Origin of the sequence: Maribacter sp. HTCC2170 (genome assembly GCF_000153165.2) — a bacterium.
Classification (GTDB): domain Bacteria; phylum Bacteroidota; class Bacteroidia; order Flavobacteriales; family Flavobacteriaceae; genus Maribacter_A.
The window spans coordinates 2013617-2035378 of record NC_014472.1; the positions used below are offsets into that span (position 1 = coordinate 2013617).

16 protein-coding genes are annotated in these 21762 nt (G+C 37.0%); 13 read left to right on the forward strand and 3 right to left on the reverse strand.

The genetic code is table 11. The features are described 5' to 3' along the window. Position 1 precedes the first annotated feature (1 nt). Both FB2170_RS08940 and FB2170_RS08945 read left to right on the forward strand, forming a co-directional pair. Positions 2 to 628, forward strand: a complete 627-nt coding sequence (locus FB2170_RS08940; protein WP_013306221.1) for a LysE family translocator — start codon at positions 2 to 4, stop codon at positions 626 to 628. Continuing rightward, a complete protein-coding gene (locus FB2170_RS08945; RefSeq protein ID WP_013306222.1) occupies positions 628 to 963 on the forward strand; it encodes an MGMT family protein in 336 nt (111 codons plus the stop codon). The genes FB2170_RS08940 and FB2170_RS08945 overlap by 1 nt, the downstream gene beginning before the upstream one ends. A 16-nt stretch (positions 964 to 979) precedes the next feature. Here FB2170_RS08945 and FB2170_RS08950 read toward each other — a convergent pair whose 3' ends face one another. Then, the gene (locus FB2170_RS08950; protein WP_013306223.1) at positions 980 to 2326 is read right to left on the reverse strand and encodes a sensor histidine kinase; all 1347 of its coding nucleotides are present in this window, start codon (positions 2324 to 2326) and stop codon (positions 980 to 982) included. Position 2327: 1 nt separating this feature from the next. Then, on the reverse strand, positions 2328 to 3692 hold the full coding sequence (locus tag FB2170_RS08955) for a sigma-54-dependent transcriptional regulator (protein ID WP_013306224.1): 1365 nt from the start codon (positions 3690 to 3692) through the stop codon (positions 2328 to 2330). 203 nt (positions 3693 to 3895) lie between these two features. On the opposite strand from FB2170_RS08955, the gene FB2170_RS08960 reads away from it, so the two are divergent. The 11 genes from FB2170_RS08960 to FB2170_RS09010 all read left to right on the forward strand — a co-directional run bounded on the left by FB2170_RS08960 (position 3896) and on the right by FB2170_RS09010 (position 19975). Continuing rightward, a complete protein-coding gene (locus tag FB2170_RS08960) occupies positions 3896 to 5248 on the forward strand; it encodes a TolC family protein (protein WP_013306225.1) in 1353 nt (450 codons plus the stop codon). A 15-nt stretch (positions 5249 to 5263) separates the two neighbouring features. Continuing rightward, the gene (locus FB2170_RS08965; protein WP_013306226.1) at positions 5264 to 6514 is read left to right on the forward strand and encodes an efflux RND transporter periplasmic adaptor subunit; all 1251 of its coding nucleotides are present in this window, start codon (positions 5264 to 5266) and stop codon (positions 6512 to 6514) included. A gap of 63 nt (positions 6515 to 6577) precedes the next feature. Beyond that, on the forward strand, positions 6578 to 7273 hold the full coding sequence (locus tag FB2170_RS08970) for an ABC transporter ATP-binding protein (protein WP_013306227.1): 696 nt from the start codon (positions 6578 to 6580) through the stop codon (positions 7271 to 7273). A 49-nt stretch (positions 7274 to 7322) separates the two neighbouring features. Continuing rightward, the gene (locus tag FB2170_RS08975) at positions 7323 to 9677 is read left to right on the forward strand and encodes an ABC transporter permease (protein WP_013306228.1); all 2355 of its coding nucleotides are present in this window, start codon (positions 7323 to 7325) and stop codon (positions 9675 to 9677) included. 38 nt (positions 9678 to 9715) lie between these two features. Then, a complete protein-coding gene (locus tag FB2170_RS08980; RefSeq protein WP_013306229.1) occupies positions 9716 to 12151 on the forward strand; it encodes an ABC transporter permease in 2436 nt (811 codons plus the stop codon). 23 nt (positions 12152 to 12174) lie between these two features. Next, positions 12175 to 14607: an ABC transporter permease gene (locus FB2170_RS08985; protein ID WP_013306230.1), complete on the forward strand. Its 2433-nt coding sequence runs from the start codon at positions 12175 to 12177 to the stop codon at positions 14605 to 14607. Positions 14608 to 14631: 24 nt separating this feature from the next. Next, positions 14632 to 17031 carry an ABC transporter permease gene (locus FB2170_RS08990; RefSeq protein ID WP_013306231.1) on the forward strand — a complete coding sequence of 800 codons (2400 nt, stop codon included), beginning with the start codon at positions 14632 to 14634 and terminating at the stop codon, positions 17029 to 17031. Between the two features lie 32 nt (positions 17032 to 17063). Beyond that, positions 17064 to 17801, forward strand: a complete 738-nt coding sequence (locus FB2170_RS08995; RefSeq protein WP_013306232.1) for a head GIN domain-containing protein — start codon at positions 17064 to 17066, stop codon at positions 17799 to 17801. A gap of 17 nt (positions 17802 to 17818) precedes the next feature. Next, entirely contained in the window at positions 17819 to 18484 is a 666-nt protein-coding gene (locus FB2170_RS09000; protein ID WP_013306233.1) for an ABC transporter ATP-binding protein, read from the forward strand. A 109-nt stretch (positions 18485 to 18593) separates the two neighbouring features. Then, positions 18594 to 19733 (forward strand): Mrp/NBP35 family ATP-binding protein, encoded by a 1140-nt coding sequence (locus tag FB2170_RS09005; protein WP_013306234.1) that lies wholly within the window; start codon positions 18594 to 18596, stop codon positions 19731 to 19733. 2 nt (positions 19734 to 19735) lie between these two features. Next, entirely contained in the window at positions 19736 to 19975 is a 240-nt protein-coding gene (locus tag FB2170_RS09010) for a NifU family protein (RefSeq protein WP_013306235.1), read from the forward strand. Between the two features lie 9 nt (positions 19976 to 19984). Here FB2170_RS09010 and FB2170_RS09015 read toward each other — a convergent pair whose 3' ends face one another. Next, positions 19985 to 21724, reverse strand: coding sequence for an ABC transporter ATP-binding protein (locus FB2170_RS09015; protein WP_013306236.1), 1740 nt, complete (start codon positions 21722 to 21724; stop codon positions 19985 to 19987). Positions 21725 to 21762 lie beyond the last annotated feature (38 nt).

Consider the following 21762-nt stretch of genomic DNA (forward strand, 5'->3'; position numbering starts at 1 on the left):
CATGGAACACCCGCTCATTCTTTTTTTCGCCACCTTTTCGGCAGCCTTTATGGCCACTGTTCCGCCAGGGCTTTTAAATATGAATGCCGCAAAGACGAGCGTTGAAAAAGGAAAATTAAATGGTATAATCTTCAGTTTGGGGGTGTCTACCATGATTATGCTTCAAGCGGTGATCGCTGTTTATATATCCAAGTATTTAAATAATAATCCTGAGATTGTTGAGGTCTTATTGAAGATTGCAGTATTGGTGTTTGCCTCTTTAGCGGTTTATTTCTTTTTAGCAGCGAGAAACAATCGTAAAAAAGTGGTGAAAACCGTGAACATTAGCAAAAGAAATAGTTTTTACAAGGGATTGTTTCTGGCCGCCCTAAATCTACTAACCATCCCTTATTATAGTGGTCTTAACATTATGTGGAATGCTTCTGGGTGGATTAAATTTGAAGCATGGGATATTGTAATATTCGTGCTCGCAGCAGGTTGCGGCACTTTTTCTGTTCTCTATATGTACACCATTTACTTTAATAAGTTGGAACATAGAACCGATAGATTTTCCAAAAACTCCAACTATATATTAAGCGTTTTAATGCTGGTTCTTTTAGGAATAACCCTTTATAGGATTTTCAATTGATGAAAGAGGAGAACAAAAATTTTTTTCAAAAAGTTTATGAGGTTGCAAAACTCATCCCGTATGGGAGGGTCACTTCCTATGGTGCAATTGCCAAATATTTAGGAGCGGCAAGAAGCGCAAGAATGGTTGGCTGGGCCATGAACGGGGCTGGAAATTTACCCGATGTTCCAGCGCATCGTGTGGTAAACAAAATAGGTTTACTGACCGGGAAACATCATTTTGATGGAACAAACCTTATGCAACAACTATTGGAAAGTGAAGGAATTGAGGTTGTCGAAAATCAAATCATCGATTTTGACAAACATTTCTGGGACCCATGGAAGGAGTTACAATAACGTACTCATATAAGTATTAAGAAAAATTTAAAGTGAATAAGGTGTGCTCTTTCGAAATTACCTGAATACTACCGCCATGTAATCTCATAATTTGTTTTGAAAGACTTAAACCTATACCAGTACCGGTATTTTTTGTCGTGAAAAAAGGCACAAAAATTTCGTCAATAAGATCTGGGGATATTCCTGGACCATTGTCGAAAACTTGGATAATTTTTCCTCCTTTTTTATTGATCGCGGCCACAAATCTAATCGTTCCATTTTCTTGATTTGCCAATGACTGTTTGGCATTTTTGCCCAAATTCAAAAGTACTTGGGTAATCTGCTTTTCATCAATGAATAATTCTAATTCTATGGGGTCAACAATTGTTTCGATTTTAAGGTTGGTATGGTCGGCATCTGATTTCAATAGTAAGCGTATTTTCTCGAGCAGCTTGTGAGCAGATATCAATTCCTTATCAGGTTCCGGTATACTCAAGAATTTACGATATGATTGAACAAAACTCATTAAATCTTTTCCTTGGTCTTTAATTACTTCCAACCCTTTGACTGTGTTCTTTATTTCATGTTCTTCAAATGAGGTAAAGGGAATTATGGAATCACCTTTTCTAAAATATTTAAGAATGGATTCTGATATTGATGTTATTGGAGTAATCGTATTCATGATCTCATGGGTGAGAACTCGAATTAATTTTACCCATGAATCGGTTTCCTTTTCATCGAGTTCTTTATGAATATCATGAACTATTACCAGCAAAAGGCGACTGTCTTCAATGCTTAGTGAAGTACATTTAATAGATAATAGTTTTTTTTCACGTTCATTACTAAGCTCAAAAACGGTATTTTCAAAAGGTTCTATATTCTCAAATAATGCGTAAAGTCCCTTATCTACTTGTGTTAGTTGTTTTATGTGATTTAGTGGGTAATAATTGAGAAGGTTTTGAACCGTGGGATTGGCATAGAGAATGTGTCCTTTGGGATTAATGGTAAAAACACCCATATCTGCTTGCCGTAAAATTTCTTGGTAATATTGTTCCTGGGCCTGCTTTTTAAGATGAATATCTTGAATCATACTATTCAACATATTCAAGCTATGATTCAATTCCTCTAAAGATTTAACACTCAGTTTTTCAGGAAATCGTAAAGTGAAATCCTCGTTTTTAATGGCATCAAAAAAGTAAGCTATTTTTCTGTTGGTTTGGTTAATGTATTGAATCACAAAAATGGTTTGCAAAACCAATAACACCAAGAATAAAGAAGTAGCCAAATACTCAGATTTAAAAAAGAAGAAAGCCATTGCAATGGCAGTAGCGGTAATCAAAACGATCCTCAGAATTAACTGGAAGTAAATATTTCTACTAACCATATTACTTGTTCTCTTTTTTAATTTTATTGTATAAGGTTTGTCTTGATATACCTAATTGCTCAGCGGCCGCACTGTAATTACCATTGTTTTTGTTAAGAGCGTTTGCAATCATCAATTGCTCCATTTCACCCAATGTATTAGGTCCTTTTTGTAAAGAGATTGTTGTGTTTGTATTTAAAATAAAATCGTCTGGGGATAAAATATTTCCTTCAGATAGAATAACAGCACGCTCAATCGCATGTAATAATTCTCTAATGTTACCGGGCCACCCATAAGAGTTTAGTTTTTCTTCTGCTTTTTGATTTATTTTCAATTGGGGTTTTCCATATTTAGATGTAAATTTCTTCAAGAAAAAATCTGAAAGCACCAAAATATCCCCGTCCCGTTCCCTGAGTGGAGGAACCTCAATACTTATGGTGTTTATACGGTAAAGAAGATCTTCACGAAAAAGTCCGTCAGCAACCATTTTTTCTAAATTACAATTGGTTGCGCAGATCAAACGAATATCAACGGGTATGGTTTTGTTTGAGCCAACCTTTACAATTTCTTTGTTCTGGATTGCCGATAAAAGTTTGGCCTGTGTCTGCAGTGACAAGTTTCCTATTTCGTCCAAAAATAATGTACCTCCATTGGCCGCTTCAAATTTACCAATACGGTCTCCTTTGGCATCGGTAAATGACCCTTTTACATGTCCGAAAAGTTCACTTTCAAACAGGCTTTCAGAAATCGAACCCATATCAACAGGAATAAAAACTTCGTTTTCCCTAAGCGATAGATTATGCACTTCACGGGCAATGAGTTCTTTGCCTGTTCCGTTTTCCCCAGTAATTAATACGTTCACACTTGTTTTTGCTACTTTTCTGACGAGAGTGAGAACTGAATTAAGTGTCTTGGAATTCCCAATGATATATTCTTTATTATGGTTGATCACCTGTTTTAGACTGCTCTCTTTTTTTCTTAAATGTTTAACTTCATTTTGGGCTTTTCTTAAGTTAAAGGCTGTTTTGACCGTGGTAATTAGTCTTTCGTTGCTCCAAGGCTTTAAAATAAAATCGGAAGCACCTTCCTTCAATGCTTCAACTGCCAACTCAACAGCGCCATATGCGGTCATCATTATTACCGAAATATGAGGAGCTTTTTTTTTGATTTCCCGAAGCCAATAAAGCCCTTCATTACCTGTATTTACTCCAGCAGAGAAATTCATATCCAGTAGTATGATATCCAAAGCTGTAAAATCTGGATAAGAAGGAATCTGATTTGGGTTCGAGATGGTGTTTACACTCTTAAATTCAAACTGTAACAATATTTCCAGAGCGCTAAGCACGCTTTTGTTATCGTCTATCACTAAGATGTTTGCATCAATCATAATTAAATAAATAAAAAGGATGGTTAAATCTACGATTTGAAATTTATTTGGCTGGGAAAGTGTCCAAAAATTGGACAATATCTGTAAAATAATTTTACATTAATTTATGTGATAAATGTAGACGCTGTTGATAATGTATTGATATACAAATGATTGCAGTTGTGGCACAACAATAGTATATAGTTTGCCACATTCAATTAAGCATGAATAATAAAATAAAAACAACTTTACTAATATTTGCCATGAGCTGTTCTGGACTTATTGCTCAGGACACTTGGTCTTTGGATGAATGTGTGTCCTATGCCCTTGAACACAATTTAAATCTGAAGGATTTTGAATATAATGAGGTATCCAACAAAGAAAACTATCGTCAGTCAATTCGCAATTTATTGCCAAGTGTAAGCGGTTTTGCAGGATATAATAAAAGCTTTGGAAGGTCAGAGGACCCAAATACAGGAGGTTATGTGAACACTGATTTCTTCTCGAACAACTATTCATTGAATTCAACAATCGATTTATTTCGAGGTTTTCAAAAAATAAATACTATTAAGGTTTCCAAGTTCTTGCATAAGGCGGCCAAGGAAGATGTTGAACAACAGAAGTATTTATTGGCGTTTAGGGTGATGTCAGCTTATTATGAAATTAAATTTTTTGAGGGATTGCTTGCAAATTCCAAAGAGCAAAAAGAGATTTCTCAAACCAATTATAATCTTGTCAATAGACAAGTTGAACTAGGGCTCAAAGCTGGGGCAGATTTAAATGAAGCCGAATCATTATTGCTTTCTGATATCTTGACTGTAACTCAAAATGATAACAATCTACAAGCCTCGCGTATTAGTCTAATTCAGGAAATGAACCTTGAAGGGGTCTCGACAATAGAATTACGGCCAGTATTGGATAGTATTGACTATACTGAAGTTGCATCAAAAAGTTTGGACCAAGATTCCATTTTTAATAATGCAATAGATTTTATTCCGGTAATAAAGGCTCAAGAATTAAGGACTAAGGCTGCAAAAAAGAACGTTGCAGTTGCAAGAGGAAATCTTTATCCTTCATTGTCCTTCGCGGCAGGATATGGCACCGGTTATTTTGAGACCAATACGGATGATATGAACAATATAATTCCTTTTAGAACACAGATAAAAGACAACACTTCTAGGTATATTGGTTTTTCGCTTAATGTTCCCATAAGTGACAAATGGTCAAACCGCTCAAGGGTTAAACAGCAAAAAATAGCTTTATTAAGAGAAAAGAACAACCTGCAAATTCAGGAACAAGAACTCTATAAGACCATTCAACAGTTGGTGCAGGAGAGGAATTCACTCGAGGTTGAAACGACCCAGAGCAATATGAAAGTACAATCACAGCAATTGGCATTTACAATTGCCCAAAAGCGATACGAAAAAGGATTGATAAGTGCATTGGAGTTGGTCCAGGCCAAAACATTGTTCGCTACCGCTCAAAATGAGAACTTACAAGTGCGTTTAAGTGCAGAAGTTAATAAAAGCACTCTCGATTTTTACCAAGGACTACCAGTATTTAATATAAACAATTAAGATTTTTTACCTAAGATGGATATAAAAATAGAAAAGAAAAAGGGATTGAAACCAAAGCATTACGCATATATAGCTGGTGCGATACTATTGCTTTTTGTTCTTTATAAGTTGGTAATGAGCACGTCTGTTTCAACTTTTAGAGCAGAGAAAGACAAGCTGTCATTAGGGGAGATTACCCAAGGAAAATTTGATGACTATATTACAATAAACGGTAATGTTGCTCCAATAGCTACTATTTATATGGATGCCTACGAAGGTGGGCGTGTCAATGAAAAATTGATTGAGGAAGGTGCGATGGTTAAAAAGGGAGATATTATTTTGAAACTCGAGAATATGAATCTTTACGAGCAAATTTTAGCGAGTGAAAGTAACCTGGCCTTAAAGCAGAATGACCTTAGATCAACCAAATTAACTTTTGATTCTCGTCAAGTAGAAGGAAGGCGGTCTTTGGCTACTGCTAGTACAGATTTACAGCGATTAAAAAGAAATTTTGAACAAAATCAGGCATTATATAATGAGGAGTTGATTTCAAAAGAGACTTATTTATTGTCAAAAGAAAACTATGAACTTTCACAAAAGCAGCATGACATTGTAAAAATGCAAACTGTTAATGATGATGAGCTGCGCAAGACCTCATTAACTGGATTGGATGCCGATTTGGCTAGAATGAAGAAAACTTTGGGTATGGTGTATGAAAGATTGGACCATTTGAACGTTCGTGCCCCAGCCGATGGTCAACTTGGATTTTTAGATGCCGAAATAGGTCAGAATATTGGTCAAGGAGAAAGAATTGGCCAAATAAATGTTTTGACAGATTTTAAAATTGAAGCGGATATTGATGAGCACTATATCGACAGGGTTAAGCGAGATTTAAATGCAACTTTTGAACGAAATGGGCAAGAGTATGAATTAAGGTTACGAAAAGTATATCCTGAGGTTCGCAGTGGTAGATTCAAGGTTGATTTGGTATTTACAGGAGATAAACCTGAGAATATAAGAGCTGGTCAGAGCTATAATATAAAACTGCAATTGGGAGAATCTTCAGATGCCTTGCTATTACCAAAAGGTAGTTTCTTCCAAAGTACAGGTGGCCAGTGGATTTTTGTGGTTAATCAAAATGGCGGGGAAGCTTTGCGAAGAGATATTCGTATAGGTAAGCAAAACTCAAGGTACTATGAGGTACTTGAGGGTCTTGAACCAGGAGAACAAGTAATTACCAGTAATTATGCAAGTTTTGGTGAAGCAGAAAAAATAGTCTTAAAATAAAATCAACTGACACATCAGTCATATGATGTTGTCTATTATACTAACAAATAATTCAATCAAGAAATGATAACGATTCAAAATTTAAAAAAGAGCTTTAGAACGGAAGAGGTAGAAACCTTGGCACTGAATAATGTCAACCTAAATGTAGCAGAAGGCGAATTTGTGGCCATTATGGGACCCTCAGGATGTGGTAAGTCGACGCTTTTGAACATTGTTGGTATGCTAGATAACCCAACTGAAGGTAGCTACAACTTTGCGGGTAATGAAGTTGGTGGACTAAAGGAAAGTCAACGTACTCAACTGCGAAAAGGTAATCTGGGTTTTGTTTTTCAAAGTTTCAATTTAATTGACGAGTTAACGGTATATGAGAACGTGGAACTACCCCTTATATATCTTAAAATGAGTAAGAGTGAACGAAAAGAAAAAGTGATGAAAGTACTTGAGCGAATGAAAATAGCTCACCGCGCAAAACACTTTCCACAACAATTGTCTGGTGGTCAGCAGCAAAGAGTTGCTATTTCTAGGGCGGTTGTTACTAACCCAAAACTGATTTTAGCCGATGAGCCAACGGGTAATTTGGATTCTAAAAATGGAATAGAGGTAATGAATCTTCTTACTGAATTAAATCAGGAAGGTACAACCATTGTTATGGTAACTCACTCGGACAGGGATTCTCATTATGCGCATAGAGTGGTTAATTTATTTGATGGTCAAATTGTGACCGAAAGTCAGAATAGAGAAATTGGGGCATTGATTTAATCACATTGTTTATTAAAGGAGTTTATTCATCAATCAAAAATCAATAATCGTGTTTAGAAACTATTTGAAAATCGCTTGGCGAAACCTCTGGAAGAATAAAGTCTACAGTGCACTAAATATATTTGGATTGGCCATCGGGATTACCTGTGCCAGCCTAATATTACTTTGGGTGGAGGACGAGTTAAGTTTTGATAGTACTTTCGAAAAGCAAGATCAAGTATATTATCTTCCCACAAACCAGCAGTATGAAGGTGAGTGGAGTACATTTTTTCAAGCAACCCCAGGTCCTCTGGCCAAAGTTCTAAAAGATGAAATTCCAGAAATTATTGGAAGTGCCCGAACAAAACAAGAAAGCCTTCTGTTTGAGGTAGGTGAAAACTCAATAAGTAAATATGGGCGATTTGCAGATCCAGATTTTCTAAAAATGTTTAGCCTTTCTTTTGTTGAAGGAAACTTGGAAAATGCCTTTAACGATTATAATGGCATTGTTATTTCAAAAAAAGCAGCTACTCATCTTTATGGAGAAAATGAATCTGCTTTGGGCAAAGTTGTCCAGGTCAATAATGATACTAATTATACAATTACTGGGGTTTTTGAGGACTTGCCAACAAATGTGACCTATGTTTTTGATTGGGTTGCTCCTTTTGAAAGGTTTTCAGCAGGCAAAGAATGGATGAAGGAATATGGGAATAAATTTTCGGACACTTTTGTTGAACTTTCTTCGGAGGCTGACTTTGAATCGGTCAATTCCAAGGTGAAGAAAATACTTCCGGCAAAGACTGAAGATGATGAAACTTACGCATTTCTGCATTCGATGAAAGATTGGCACCTAAGATCTAATTTTGAAGGAGGAAAAAAAGTAGGTGGACAAATCGTTTATGTGCGCTTATTTGCACTAATCGCAATAATCATCCTCTTTATTGCATGTATCAATTTCATGAATCTTTCGACCGCTAGAAGCGAAAAAAGAGCTAGTGAAGTAGGTGTGCGTAAAGTATTGGGTTCTGGGAAGAGGGGATTGATTTCTCAATTTATGGCCGAAGCGATGATTACAGCGACTTTGGCAACTTTAGTAAGCGTACTTCTATTGGTTGTGATTCTTCCACAGTTTAATTCGTTGATTGATAAACAAATCGTCCTTCATTTATTTGCCCCAGTTCATTTACTGTCTTTGGTTGCCATCACAATAATCTGTGGTCTTATTGCTGGCTGGTATCCTGCGTTTTATTTGTCTTCTTTCAAACCTGTTCAAGTACTTAAAGGTTCAAGCCGCAAGCAAGGTAGTGCCCCCTTAATACGTAAAGGTCTAGTAGCTACTCAATTCATTATATCCATAGTATTTATAATTAGCACAATTATAGTATATCAACAAGTACAATATGTAAAAAGCCGAGATTTAGGATACGATAGGGACAATCTCATTAAAGTGCCTGTCAATGGTGATATAATCAAAAATTTTAGTCCTATTGAACAGGATATGCTTGCTTCAGGGATGATTGAAAATATTGGATTGAACAACTCAGAAATTTTATCAGGAGGTAATAATACATCAGGATTGGAATGGCAAGGTGGTACCGATACAGAAGATATTCTTGTTTCTGTTCGATATGTGAGCCCAAAGTTTTTGGAAACTGCGGGGATGGAGATCGTTGAGGGTCGAAAGTTTAGTTCTAATGCAGTCGCCGATAGCACGAATATTTTGGTTACAGAAAGTTTTGCTAAACTTATGGGTAAAGGCTCAGCGGTTGGCAAGAAAGTAATCAGCGGAGGTGGATATACTGTTATTGGGGTCGTCAAGGACTATTTGTATGGAGATATGTACGGCTCAAGCGACCCAGTAATATTCTTTAATTATAACCGTAATGCAAGATTCATGTATGCCAGAGCCAAGACCGGAGAAGATTTAGGGAAAACTCTCGTAGCTATGGAAAGCGTTCTTAAACAACACAATCCCGCTTTTCCTTTTGAATATGAATTTGTTGATGATGCATTCAACGCTAGGTTCAAAAGTGAAAAGCTCATCGGTAGCCTTTCACAACTTTTTGCATTGTTGGCTATATTGATTTCGTGTTTAGGCTTGTTTGGGCTTGCAGCGTTTACAGCAGAACAACGCCGAAAAGAAATAGGAGTACGAAAGGTTCTGGGATCCAGTGTTACGGGCATTGTTCAACTATTATCCAAAGATTTTATGCAGTTGGTGCTTGTTGCCATATTGGTCGCAAGTCCAATCGCTTGGTGGATGATGAAGAATTGGCTAGAGAGCTTTGCTTACCGTATTCACATTAAATGGGAAGTATTTGCAATTGCCGGAATTATTGCAATGGTCATTGCTTTACTGACCGTAAGTTTTCAGGCTTTGAAAGCAGCGTTGGCTAATCCTGTAGAAAGTCTAAGAACAGAATGAAATAAAAGAAGGGAACATCAATCTTAAAATCATGAATAATGTTTAAAAATCATTTGAAAATAGCTTGGAGAAGTCTAAAAAAACAACCTTTTTTTACTTTTTTGAACACTTTTGGCCTCGCTATAGGAATAGCAGGCGGAATACTTATTTCATTATATATCTATGATGAATTAAGTTATGATAAAATGTTCGCTGACGCTGATCGGATTCACCGAATTCATGCCGATATTAAATTTGGTGGGGAAGATCGCAAATTTGCTGTTACTCCAGCTCCTATGGCCGAGTCAGCTCAAAATGATTTTTCTGAAGTAGAGTTGGCCATGCGATTTCGTACGCAGGGTAGTATGTTAGTTCGCAAATCGGATACTGAGGCAAATATTAAGGAAATACAGACCACATATGTAGATTCGACTTTCTTCAAAATGTTTGGGTTGGATTTATTGGTTGGTGATATTAAAACAGCCTTAAAATCTCCTAATACCTTGATTTTGACTAAATCTGCTGCTGAAAAGCATTTCAGTGTCAATGAGGCTGTTGGCCAAACTCTGATTTTAGATAATGATAATTCTTATACGGTAACAGGAGTTATTGAAGATTTTCCCAAAAATTCGTTTTTAAGAGATCATACAGTTTTTATTGCGATGTCGGGTTATGAAGATTCTCGTATAGTGAATTGGGGGAGTAATAATTATCAAACGTATATTAAGTTGATACCGAATGCAAATATTAATGATATACAGGAGCCATTACGGGGATTTTTGGACAAGTATGTAATTCCAGGGGTACAACAGTTTATGCCAGGAATTACAAAAGAACAGTTTGAGGCTGCAGGCAATCATTTAATCTATAGTACCATGCCAATGACTGATATTCATTTGCATTCGGATAGGGTTGCAGAAATAAGTGGGAACAATGACATCCAGAGTATCTATATTCTATCGTTCATTGCTATATTTTTACTGGTTTTGGCCTGCGTTAATTTTATGAACCTATCTACTGCGCATTCTCTTAAGAGGGCCAAGGAAGTTGGGATAAGAAAAACTTTAGGTTCTAAAAGGGGGGAACTGATCAGGCAGTTTCTGATAGAATCTGGTTTAGTCTCCTTGGCATCTTTGCTGCTGGCTGTGGTTTTGGCAATAATATTACTTCCATTGTTCAATGATTTGGCAGATAAGGATATATCAATGCCGTATACAAATCCGTTTTTCTGGTTGTTGCTTCTTGCTGCAGGTATTGCCCTTGGACTTTTTTCAGGGGGGTATCCCGCCTTTTTCATGTCAAAGTTTATTCCTGTAAAAGTTTTAAAAGGCACAAGTAGTAATAGTATTGGCGGAGGTAAAGTTAGAAACGCATTGGTGATTTTCCAATTTGCTATTTCCGTCTTTTTGATTGTCGGAACATTGGTGGTCTATCAACAATTGGATTATATTCAAAACAAAGACCTTGGTTTTTCAAAAGATCAGGTATTAATAGTGAACGATGCATTTACACTCGGTAATAAATCGACTTCATTTAAAGAAGAAGTTAAAAAACTAAGCTATGTTAAAGATGCTACCTTGAGTAGTTTTTTTCCAACACCATCTTCCAGGTCTGATTCAACCTTTGCACCGGAGGAAGGACTAACAGATCAGGAAAACGCTTTGAATATGCAACGTTGGGGTGTTGATCATGATTATGTGTCCACCATGAATTTTGAGATAATTGCCGGTAGGGATTTTAATCATGATTTTAAAAATGACTCCACTGCAATTATTGTAAACGAATCTGCGGTATCCGTTATTGGAGGATCGCCTGAAGATGCAATAGGTAAGCGTTACACTCCTGATTTTAGTGCGGAAAATCCGGAGTATTTTACCATAATCGGTGTGGTAAAGGATTTTCATTTTTCACCCTTTAGAGCTGATATTGAATCCTTGAGCTTACACTTAAGTAATCGCGCCTATGCTCTTGCCATCAAATTAGAATCAGGCGAATTTACAAATGCAATATCTGGAATTGAAGGTATTTGGAATCAAATAGCACCAGGGCAACCATTTGACTATTATTTTATGGAGGATTCATTTAATGATACGTATCAATCAGAACAGCGCTTGGGTAGAATATTTTTCATATTCACTGCCTTGTCTATATTAATTGCGTGTTTGGGTTTATTTGGCTTGGCCGCGTTTAATGCCGAAAAGCGTACCAAAGAAATTGGCATAAGAAAAGTTCTTGGGGCAAGTGTTGGGCAGATTTCATATAAACTATCGGTTGACTTTTTAAAATTGGTAGGTGTTGCTATTCTAGTTTCTCTTCCATTGGGCTGGTTTGCCATGAACAAATGGTTAGAGGATTTTTCATACCGTATTGAAATTGGTATTTGGGTCTTTGTTTTTGCAGCGTTATTAGCAATTGCCATTTCAATTATTACCGTTAGTTATCAAAGTATTAAAGCCGCAATAGTAAACCCCATAAAAAGTTTACGTACAGAATAATCATCAATCAAAAATCGTCAATCATGTTTAAAAACTATCTAAAAATCGCATGGAGAAGCCTAAAAAGGCAACCTTTTTTCACTTCCCTAAATGTTTTTGGCCTCGCTATTGGTATGGCAGGCGGTTTGCTTATTTCATTATACATCTATGATGAATTAAGTTTTGATAAAATGTTTACAGATGCAAATCGAATATATAGAATAGATACTGATATTAAATTTGGAGGAGCTGAAATGAGAGCTTCAGAAGCCGCTGCTCCAATGGCTGCTGCAATGCAAAGTGATTTTCCACAAGTAGAAATGACCTTTAGGTTTCGTAATAGTGGAAGCATTCTGTTAAGGAAAAGTGACTCTGAAACAAATACAAAAGAATTGAATGCAACTTTTGCGGATACCAATTTTTTTGATTTTTTTGGAATTGACTTACTAGTTGGAGACTCAGATACAGCATTGAAAGAACCCAATACGGTGATATTGACCAAAACGGCGGCTGAGAAACATTTTGGAATACAGAGTGCATTGGGGCAAAGTTTGTTATTGAATAATACTGACACCTACACCGTAACTGGGGTTATTGATGATCTACCTAAAAATTCCTTATTAAGAAACCACTCTGTTTTTATGTCGATGTCTGGGTATCCTCCTGCTCATGAGAATAATTGGGGTAGTAATAATTTTGTAACGTTTGTTAAGTTGATATCCTCAGCAAATGCTGCAGATTTTGAGGTGCCGTTACAAGGTATGCTAGAAAAGTATATGCTCCCTTGGGCACAACAATTTTTTCCGGGTATCACAAAAGAAACATTCCTTGCAGCGGGTAATTATTTAGATTACCATACAATGCCCTTGACCGATATACATTTGCATTCCTCTCGTGATCAAGAATTGAGTGCCAATAGTAGCATGCAAAATGTTTACATATTATCGTTTATTGGACTTTTTCTTATAGTATTGGCCTGTGTAAATTTTATGAACTTATCCACGGCCTATTCGTTAAAAAGAGCAAAAGAGGTGGGTGTTCGAAAGACTTTGGGGTCTAATAAAGCAGATCTGGTACGTCAATTCTTGATTGAATCAGGACTCATTTCTTTCATCTCCTTGCTTTTTGCCTTGTTGGTCACTATTATGGCGTTACCGTTTTTCAATGAGCTTTCTGGCAAATCCGTTACCGTTCCGATTACCAATCCTTTTTTCTGGGGAATTTTACTTATTGCGACAGTTCTTTTAGCACTTTTCTCAGGAAGTTACCCTGCTTTTTTTATGTCGAAATTTGTTCCCGTTAAAGTACTTAAAGGAAGTGGTGATAGTAGTGTAGGTGGTGGTAAAATCAGGAACACATTAGTAGTTTTCCAGTTTGCCATATCGGTTTTTTTAATTGTTAGCACGTTGGTCGTTTTTCAGCAGTTGAATTTTATTCAAAATAAAGATTTAGGATTTGCCAAAGAACAAGTTGTTTTGATTGAAGATGTCTACGCCGCGGGAAGTCAAGCACAGACATTTAAGGAAGAAACTCAAAAGTTAGGCCTAGTGCAAAGCGCAACCTTAAGTGGCTTCATGCCCACGCCCTCCTCGCGCTCCAATAGTTCTTATTTTAAGGAAGGGGCAAGGGAACAAGAAAATGCAATTCAAATACAAACTTGGAATGTTGATGAGAATTATCTCGCAACATTGAATATGGAACTTGTTGAAGGGCGTAATTTCAACAAAGAGTTTGCCACGGATTCTACGGCGGCAATTATTAACGAGGCAACCTTGAAAGTTCTTGGTGTACAGCCCCATGAAGCTTTGGGGATGCGTATTTCAGACGATATTGAATTAGAAACTCCCCAATTCTTCACCATTATTGGTGTAGTTAAAGATTTTCATTACGAATCATTACGTGAAGATATTGGTGCCTTGGGACTCTTCTATAGAGAATCATCTGGAATGATGGCAGTGAAGTTAAATGCGGGTGATTTTTCGAAGGCAATTGCTGACATCGAAGAGGTGTGGAGCAAATTGGCCCCTGGTCAACCATTTAGTTATAGTTTCATGGACGAATCGTTCAATTCCACCTATGAGGCAGAACATCGCTTGGGCAAGATATTTATGATTTTCACCATACTTTCTATTTTGATAGCCTGCCTTGGTTTGTTCGGACTGGCTGCTTTTAACGCACAAAAGCGTACTAAAGAAATTGGTGTGAGAAAGGTTTTGGGAGCAAGTGTAGGTCAAATAACGTATAAACTTACCGTTGACTTTCTTAGGCTTGTTGGTGTTGCCATTCTCGTTTCTATACCCTTGGGCTGGTATGTCATGAACAAATGGTTGGAAGATTTTTCATACCGAATAGAAATTGGATGGGGAGTTTTTGTTTTTGCTGCATTTTTAGCAATAGTGGTAGCTGTACTGACCGTCAGTTATCAAAGTATTAAGGCAGCCATTGTAAATCCAGTTGAGAGTTTAAGAACCGAGTAAGAACAATCAAAAAAAGAATCGATCATGTTTAAAAACTATTTAAAAATTGCTTGGAGAAACTTAATAAAGAATAAGGCCTATTCCATCATCAATATTGGAGGCCTTGCATTAGGAATGGCAGTCACGCTAATTATTGGGCTTTGGATTCAGGATGAACTCACATATAACAATTATTTCCAAAACGAAACGAAAATTGCACAAGTATTTCAATCACAAACCTTTAATAACGAAACAGGGACCGGACCAGCTATACCCAGACCTTTAGAAAAGGCATTGCGAGAAGGGTATGGTGATAATTTCAAGCATTTGATAATGGTGACTTGGACCAACGACCGCTACTTGAAATATAAGGAAACCAATCTATCTCGATCGGGTAATTATGCGCAACGAGAGGCTCCTGAACTGTTTGAACTGCAAATTGTCAAAGGAGAAAAAGATGGACTCCGAGAAATCAATTCTATTATGCTTTCCGAATCAACTGCCAAAGCGCTGTTTGGTGATGAAGCACCTATTGGAAAAACTGTTCAAGTAGGCAATCGGGATGATTTGATGGTAAGTGCTATCTTCAAAGATATTCCGGTAAATAATTCTTTTAACGACACCGATTTCCTTATTCCATGGGAACAGTATCTGTCTACAACAGAATGGGTAAGAAACGCGGAGGATAGTTGGGGTAACAATTCTTTTCAAATGTTTGTTCAATTGGCTGATAATACAAATATGGGTATGGTTAGTGAGTCCATTCGCAATGTTAAGAAAGATTTGAATGAAGATACAGCGGAATTTAATCCACAGATTTTTCTTTTTCCGATGGAAGATTGGCATCTGCACAGCAATTTTGAAAATGGGAAACAAACTGGAGGGAGAATCAAGTATGTTTGGTTATTTGGTGTTATTGGAGCTTTTGTACTTCTGTTGGCGTGTATCAACTTCATGAATTTGAGCACAGCCAGATCTGAAAAAAGGAGTAAAGAAGTTGGAATTCGTAAATCAATCGGTTCTCAAAGAGGTCAATTGATTTATCAGTTTTTAAGTGAATCGTTCTTGGTGGTTTTGTTCGCTTTTTTCATTGCGTTGGTTATTGTATTACTGTCCCTTAACGGATTTAATGAATTGGCTCGGAAAGAGATTGTCTTTCCATGGTCAAACCCAATTTTTTGGGGTATTTCTTTACTATTTGTTCTTTTTACGGCATTATTGGCGGGAAGTTACCCAGCCCTGTATTTGTCTTCTTTTAAACCCGTTGATGTTCTAAAAGGAACTTTTAGATCAGGGCGATATGCCGGTCTGCCAAGAAAAATATTGGTGGTGGTTCAGTTTACGGTATCAGTAGCTTTTATAATAGGTACGGTCATAGTGATGCAACAGATTAATCATGCAAAAAATCGCCCTGTTGGATATGATAAAGAAGGGTTAATTCAGGTGCCGACATTTAGTCAAGACTTTAACGGCAAGTATGATTTGATGCGAACAGAGTTCTTAAGTTCTAATGCGGTTATTGGGATGTCATCTTCTAGCAGTCCGACCACCCGAATCTGGTCTAACAGAGGAGGTTTTACATGGGAAGGAAAACCTGAAGGGTTTCAAGAAGATTTGGCTTGGACGGAAGTATCTCCCGAATATGCTTCATCATTGAATTTGAAGATTTTAGAAGGACGAGATTTTTCAAGAGAATTCGCTACCGATTCATTAGGAGTGCTTATCAATGAGACTGCTAAGAACTATTTGGGAATGGCCGATCCCGTTGGTAAATTTTTAAAAGATGATGATGATGAAGATCCTAACCCGCCTTTAAAAATAATAGGTGTGGTTCAAGATATGATTACACAATCTCCTTATGAGCCTGTAAAACAGGGGGTTTATGTATATGACAGATTTAATAATTCCAGCTATTATAATCTAAGGTTAAATCCTGAGAAAAGTTCGAGTGAGAATATTGCAACCGTTGAACGGGTATTTAAAGAGCATTTTCCAGATATACCTTTCGAGTACGATTTTATAGATGAAGAATACGGAGAAAAATTTGCTTCTGAGGAGCGTATCGGTAGCCTATCTGGGATTTTTACGGCTCTGGCAATTTTAATCAGTTGCCTTGGTTTGTTTGGTCTTACATCATTTGTTGCGGAGCAACGAACCAAGGAGATTGGTGTACGTAAAGTATTGGGAGCTTCAGTTTTCAATGTTTGGAATATGCTTTCAAAAGATTTTTTGAAGCTAGTGATTATCTCATGTTTTATAGCCGTTCCAGTCGCGTATTTCGTAATGAATGGTTGGTTGCAAGAATACCCTTATCGAATTATTCTGAAATGGTGGATTTTTGCTTTGGCTATGGTCGGTGCAATGTTGGTGACCGTTATTACTGTAAGTTTTCAGGCAATAAAAGCAGCTAAGCAAAATCCTGTAAAGAGTTTACGAACCGAATAATTCAATTAACTATTCACAAAATATTTTGAATCATGAAAAGAAGAATTTCGATTTTAATAATGTTGTTAACGGTTACCATTTGGGCACAGGAAAAAACAATTAGTGTTGGGCATTTTGATAAAGTTACTGTTAACCCGCATATTGAAGCAACTTTTGTTCAAGGTGATAAAGAACAGGTGCAAATAGAGAGTTGTACAGTGTCAATGAATAAAGTAAACACTGAGATTAAAGGTAAAACACTTCGTATTTATCTAGATGGAGCAAAAGAAATAACCAAAAATGAGAAAGTAAAAGAGAATGGTTATAAAAGGAGTAAATCCATCTATAATGGCACAGTTCTGAAAGTGATAATCACATATAGAAACTTGGAAGAACTTTCATTGAGGGGTGAAGAGAAATTTGTTTGTGAAAGTCCATTGAATAGTGATCGGTTTCAATTGAAAATATATGGTCAATCACAAGTATATCTTTCCCAAGTTGATTTTAATGAATTGCAGGCATCTATTTACGGAGAAAGCTTTTTGGAAATTCAATCCGGAAGAATAGATAGGCAGAAATATACTGCTTATGGAGAAACCAGGATTAATGCACTGGGCATTAAAAATAATAGTACTAAAATCGTAGCCTATGGTGAAGGTAGTTATAGAGTGAATGTCTCGAAAAGATTGAAAGTTACTGCATACGGTGAGGCAACCATTGCCTATAAAGGGTCGCCAGATGTTGATAGGGGGATTATAATTGGTGAGGCCACAATTCAAAGTATTGATTAACAAGTAAATTAAAGACCATGTTACTACAACTAAACAATATTTTTAAGTGGGTACAATCTGGCGGACAGCGCATCTTCTTATTGAAAGATATAAATCTAGAAGTGGAGGAAGGCGAGTTCATATCAATAATGGGGCCTTCTGGTTCAGGAAAATCTACTTTACTCAATGTTATTGGTATGTTAGATTCTTTTGATGAGGGTGAGTATAATTTTATGGATGAATCTGTTCATACACTTAAAGAAAAACACCGCTCAAATCTGTATAAACAGTACATCGGATTTGTTTTTCAATCGTATCACCTATTGGATGACCTTACAGTACAGGAAAATTTGGAAATGCCTTTACTTTATAAAAAAGTCAAATCTTCTGAACGAAAAGCTAGGGTTGCCGATATGCTGGACCGCTTTAGTATTGTAGGGAAAAAGGACCTTTTTCCTGCGCAATTAAGTGGTGGGCAACAACAATTGGTCGGTGTGGCCAGGGCACTTATGGCGAACCCGAAACTTATTTTGGCAGATGAGCCAACGGGCAACTTAAACTCTACCCAAAGTACAGAAATAATGGAGTTGTTCAAAAAACTGAACCAGGATGGAGTTACTATTATCCAAGTGACCCATTCAGAACAAAATGCCGCTTATGGCTCCCGTATTATCAATCTTTTAGATGGTCGAAAAATCGTGTAAGTAGACTTATAAGACTGGTCTATAATACCATTCCACTTTTCAATTCAATAACTTTAGTTTCTTGCCCTTAAAGCGTATCTTTGTTGTTTAGAATGAATTTACATAGCGCATGAAAATTGATAAGAAAGATGTTTTAAAGGCATTGGAACATATTACAGTACCTGGAGAAGGCCAGAATATGGTGGAAAGTGGTGCAGTAAAGAATATACAGATTTTTGGTGATGAGGTTGAGGTAGATATTACCATCAAGAATCCGAGCCTTCAAGCACGAAAAAAGACCGAAGTCGAAATTCTAAAAATCATCCATAGTGAGGTCTATGCGAAAGCGAAGATAAAAATCAATGTAAAGGTTGATGCTCCTGCTAATCCTCCCATAAATGAAATTAAGGGGAAACCTTTACCTGGTATTCAGAATATTATTGCCGTAGCTTCCGGGAAGGGTGGTGTTGGTAAATCTACAGTTACAGCTAATCTAGCAGTTACAATGGCTAAAATGGGTTTTAAAGTTGGTTTGTTGGATGCCGATATTTATGGGCCTTCAATGCCAATTATGTTTGATGTTACCCATGAAAAACCACTGGCGGTCACTATCGACGGAAAATCAAAAATGAAGCCCGTTGAGAATTACGGGGTTAAATTATTATCCATTGGCTTTTTTACAGAACCTAGTCAGGCTGTGATCTGGAGAGGTCCCATGGCTGCGAAAGCATTGAACCAAATGATTTTTGATGCCCATTGGGGCGAGTTGGATTTCTTATTGATCGATTTACCTCCTGGAACCGGAGATATTCACCTAAGTATTATGCAAGCTATGCCAGTTACTGGTGCAGTGGTGGTTAGTACCCCACAGGAAGTTGCCTTGGCCGATGCGCGTAAAGGCGTTGCAATGTTCCAGCAAGAATCGATAAATGTTCCCGTATTGGGGATTATAGAAAATATGGCCTATTTTACTCCAGAGGAATTACCTGACAACAAATATTATATCTTTGGGAAAGAGGGAGCGAAAAACCTAGCTGAAGATTTAAGTGTTTCATTTTTGGGTGAAGTACCATTGGTACAGAGTATTCGTGAGGCTGGTGATGTTGGTAGACCAGCGGCCATGCAAACTTCTACACCTATAGAAGCTGCATTTGAGGAAATTACGAGAAACGCCGTGCAGGAGATGGTAAATAGAAATAAAACATTACCTCCAACCGAAGCAATTAAGATTACTACGATGGCAGGTTGTTCTACGGTAAATAAAAATTAAATATGACATCAACTGAGTTAAAGATCAATGTTGAAAAAGCCCTAGAGGAAATACGTCCTTTTTTACAAAGTGATGGCGGTGATATTGAACTAGTTTCAATTGACAATGATTCTTCTGTAAAGGTAAAACTTCAAGGAGCTTGTGTTGGTTGTAGTGTAAACCAAATGACACTTAAAAGTGGTGTTGAAATGACTATCAAGAAATACGCCCCACAAATCGAGGAAGTAATAAATATAGAATAAGATACCTTATTAAATCCTTGCTTGATAAGTAAACAGGTTATAATATCTGCCTTCTTTCGCAATTAATTCGTCATGTGTTCCTTGTTCGGCAATTTTGCCGTTTTCAATTACCAAAATCTGATTTGCTTTGCGTATAGTACTTAATCTATGTGCGATTACAAAAGTGGTTCTACCTTCAGTAAGTTTTGCTAAACTCTTTTGAATCAATGCCTCACTTTCGGTATCAAGATTTGAGGTTGCTTCATCTAAAATCAATACTCTTGGATTTGCCAAAACAGCTCTACCGATAGCAATTCGTTGTCGCTGACCTCCAGATAATTTTACTCCTCGCTCTCCAATAAGTGTATCTAGACCATCGTCAAAACGATCTGTAAATTCATCAACATAAGCAGCTTTAACGGCTGCTTGCAATTCTTCTTCAGTCGCATTTGGTCTCGGAAAAAGAATGTTTTCGCGTATTGTGCCTTCAAACAAGAAGTCATCTTGCAATACCACTCCCAAATGTTGCCTAAAACTATTAAGGTTTACCTTCGCTAAATCCTTTCCGTCAACGGTAATTGTTCCCGACTGCGGATTCAAAAAACTTGCCGCTAAACCAGCAATTGTGCTTTTACCTGATCCTGAGCTACCAACAAGGGCGACAACAGAGCCAGATTCTACATCAAAATTAATATCATGAAGAACTTCTTTCTCTTCTTCATATGCAAAGGAAACATTCTTAAAGGTCATATCACCTTTAATGGTTTCCAAATTTATATTGCGATCTTTCTCATCGGCTTCTGCTGTCATGTTCATAAGCTCCTCTGTGCGATCAAGGCCAGCAAATGCCTCAGTTAACTGGCTGCCTATATTGCTCATTTGAACAATTGGTGCCACCATTAGTGCCAGTAAAAAAGTGAATTCAAAATAATCCCCTGTAGATAATTGACCATTCATCATTTCTAATCCACCATAACCCATCAAAATGCCAGTGGTCGCAAGTCCTAAAAGAAACGTCGAAGAGCTCGTCATTACAGCAGTGGCTGTTAAACTTTTCTTCACATTCTGAAAGAGACGATCAACACCGGTTTCGAAAACTCTTGCTTCTTGTTCTTCGGCATTAAAACCTTTAATTACTCGAATACCACCAAGCGTTTCAGTTAATCTTCCTTTCACTTCAGCATTTATTTTTCCACGTTCTCTAAATACTGGACGAATTATTTTAAAGGCTTTTAAAGCAATAACGGCAAATATGACTAATGGGATTAGGGCCATTAGGGTCATACCCATGCTTATTTTAAGCAATAAGATCAATGAAACAACAGCCGTTATTGTTCCGCCGACTAATTGTACCAATCCGGTGCCTATTAAGTTTCTCACCCCCTCAACATCGGACATTATTCTTGAGACCAATGCCCCAGATTTGGTGTTGTCAAAGAACCTAATTGGCAGGGTCAATACTTTTTTTTGTACTTGAGCCCTTAATTCCGAGATCATGTATTGCGCTTGTACACTCAATACTTTGGTTAGTAAGAACGAAGTAATGGCTTGTACCAGAAATGAAATAACAACCAAGCTCACTAAGATTTTGAGAAAATCAATGTCCTTATAAGGTACAATGTCGTCCATTAGATATTTAAGTGATATGGGCGCTACAAAACTTGCAGCTCTACTTATAACAATTAATAACAGTCCAACAAAAACCAAATTTCTTCTCGGCCAGATGATGGTTTTAAATGCAGTTAGTATGCTTACTTTCTTATTTGACATATGCTGAGAAATTCAATTTTAGGAAGATGCAAGGTACA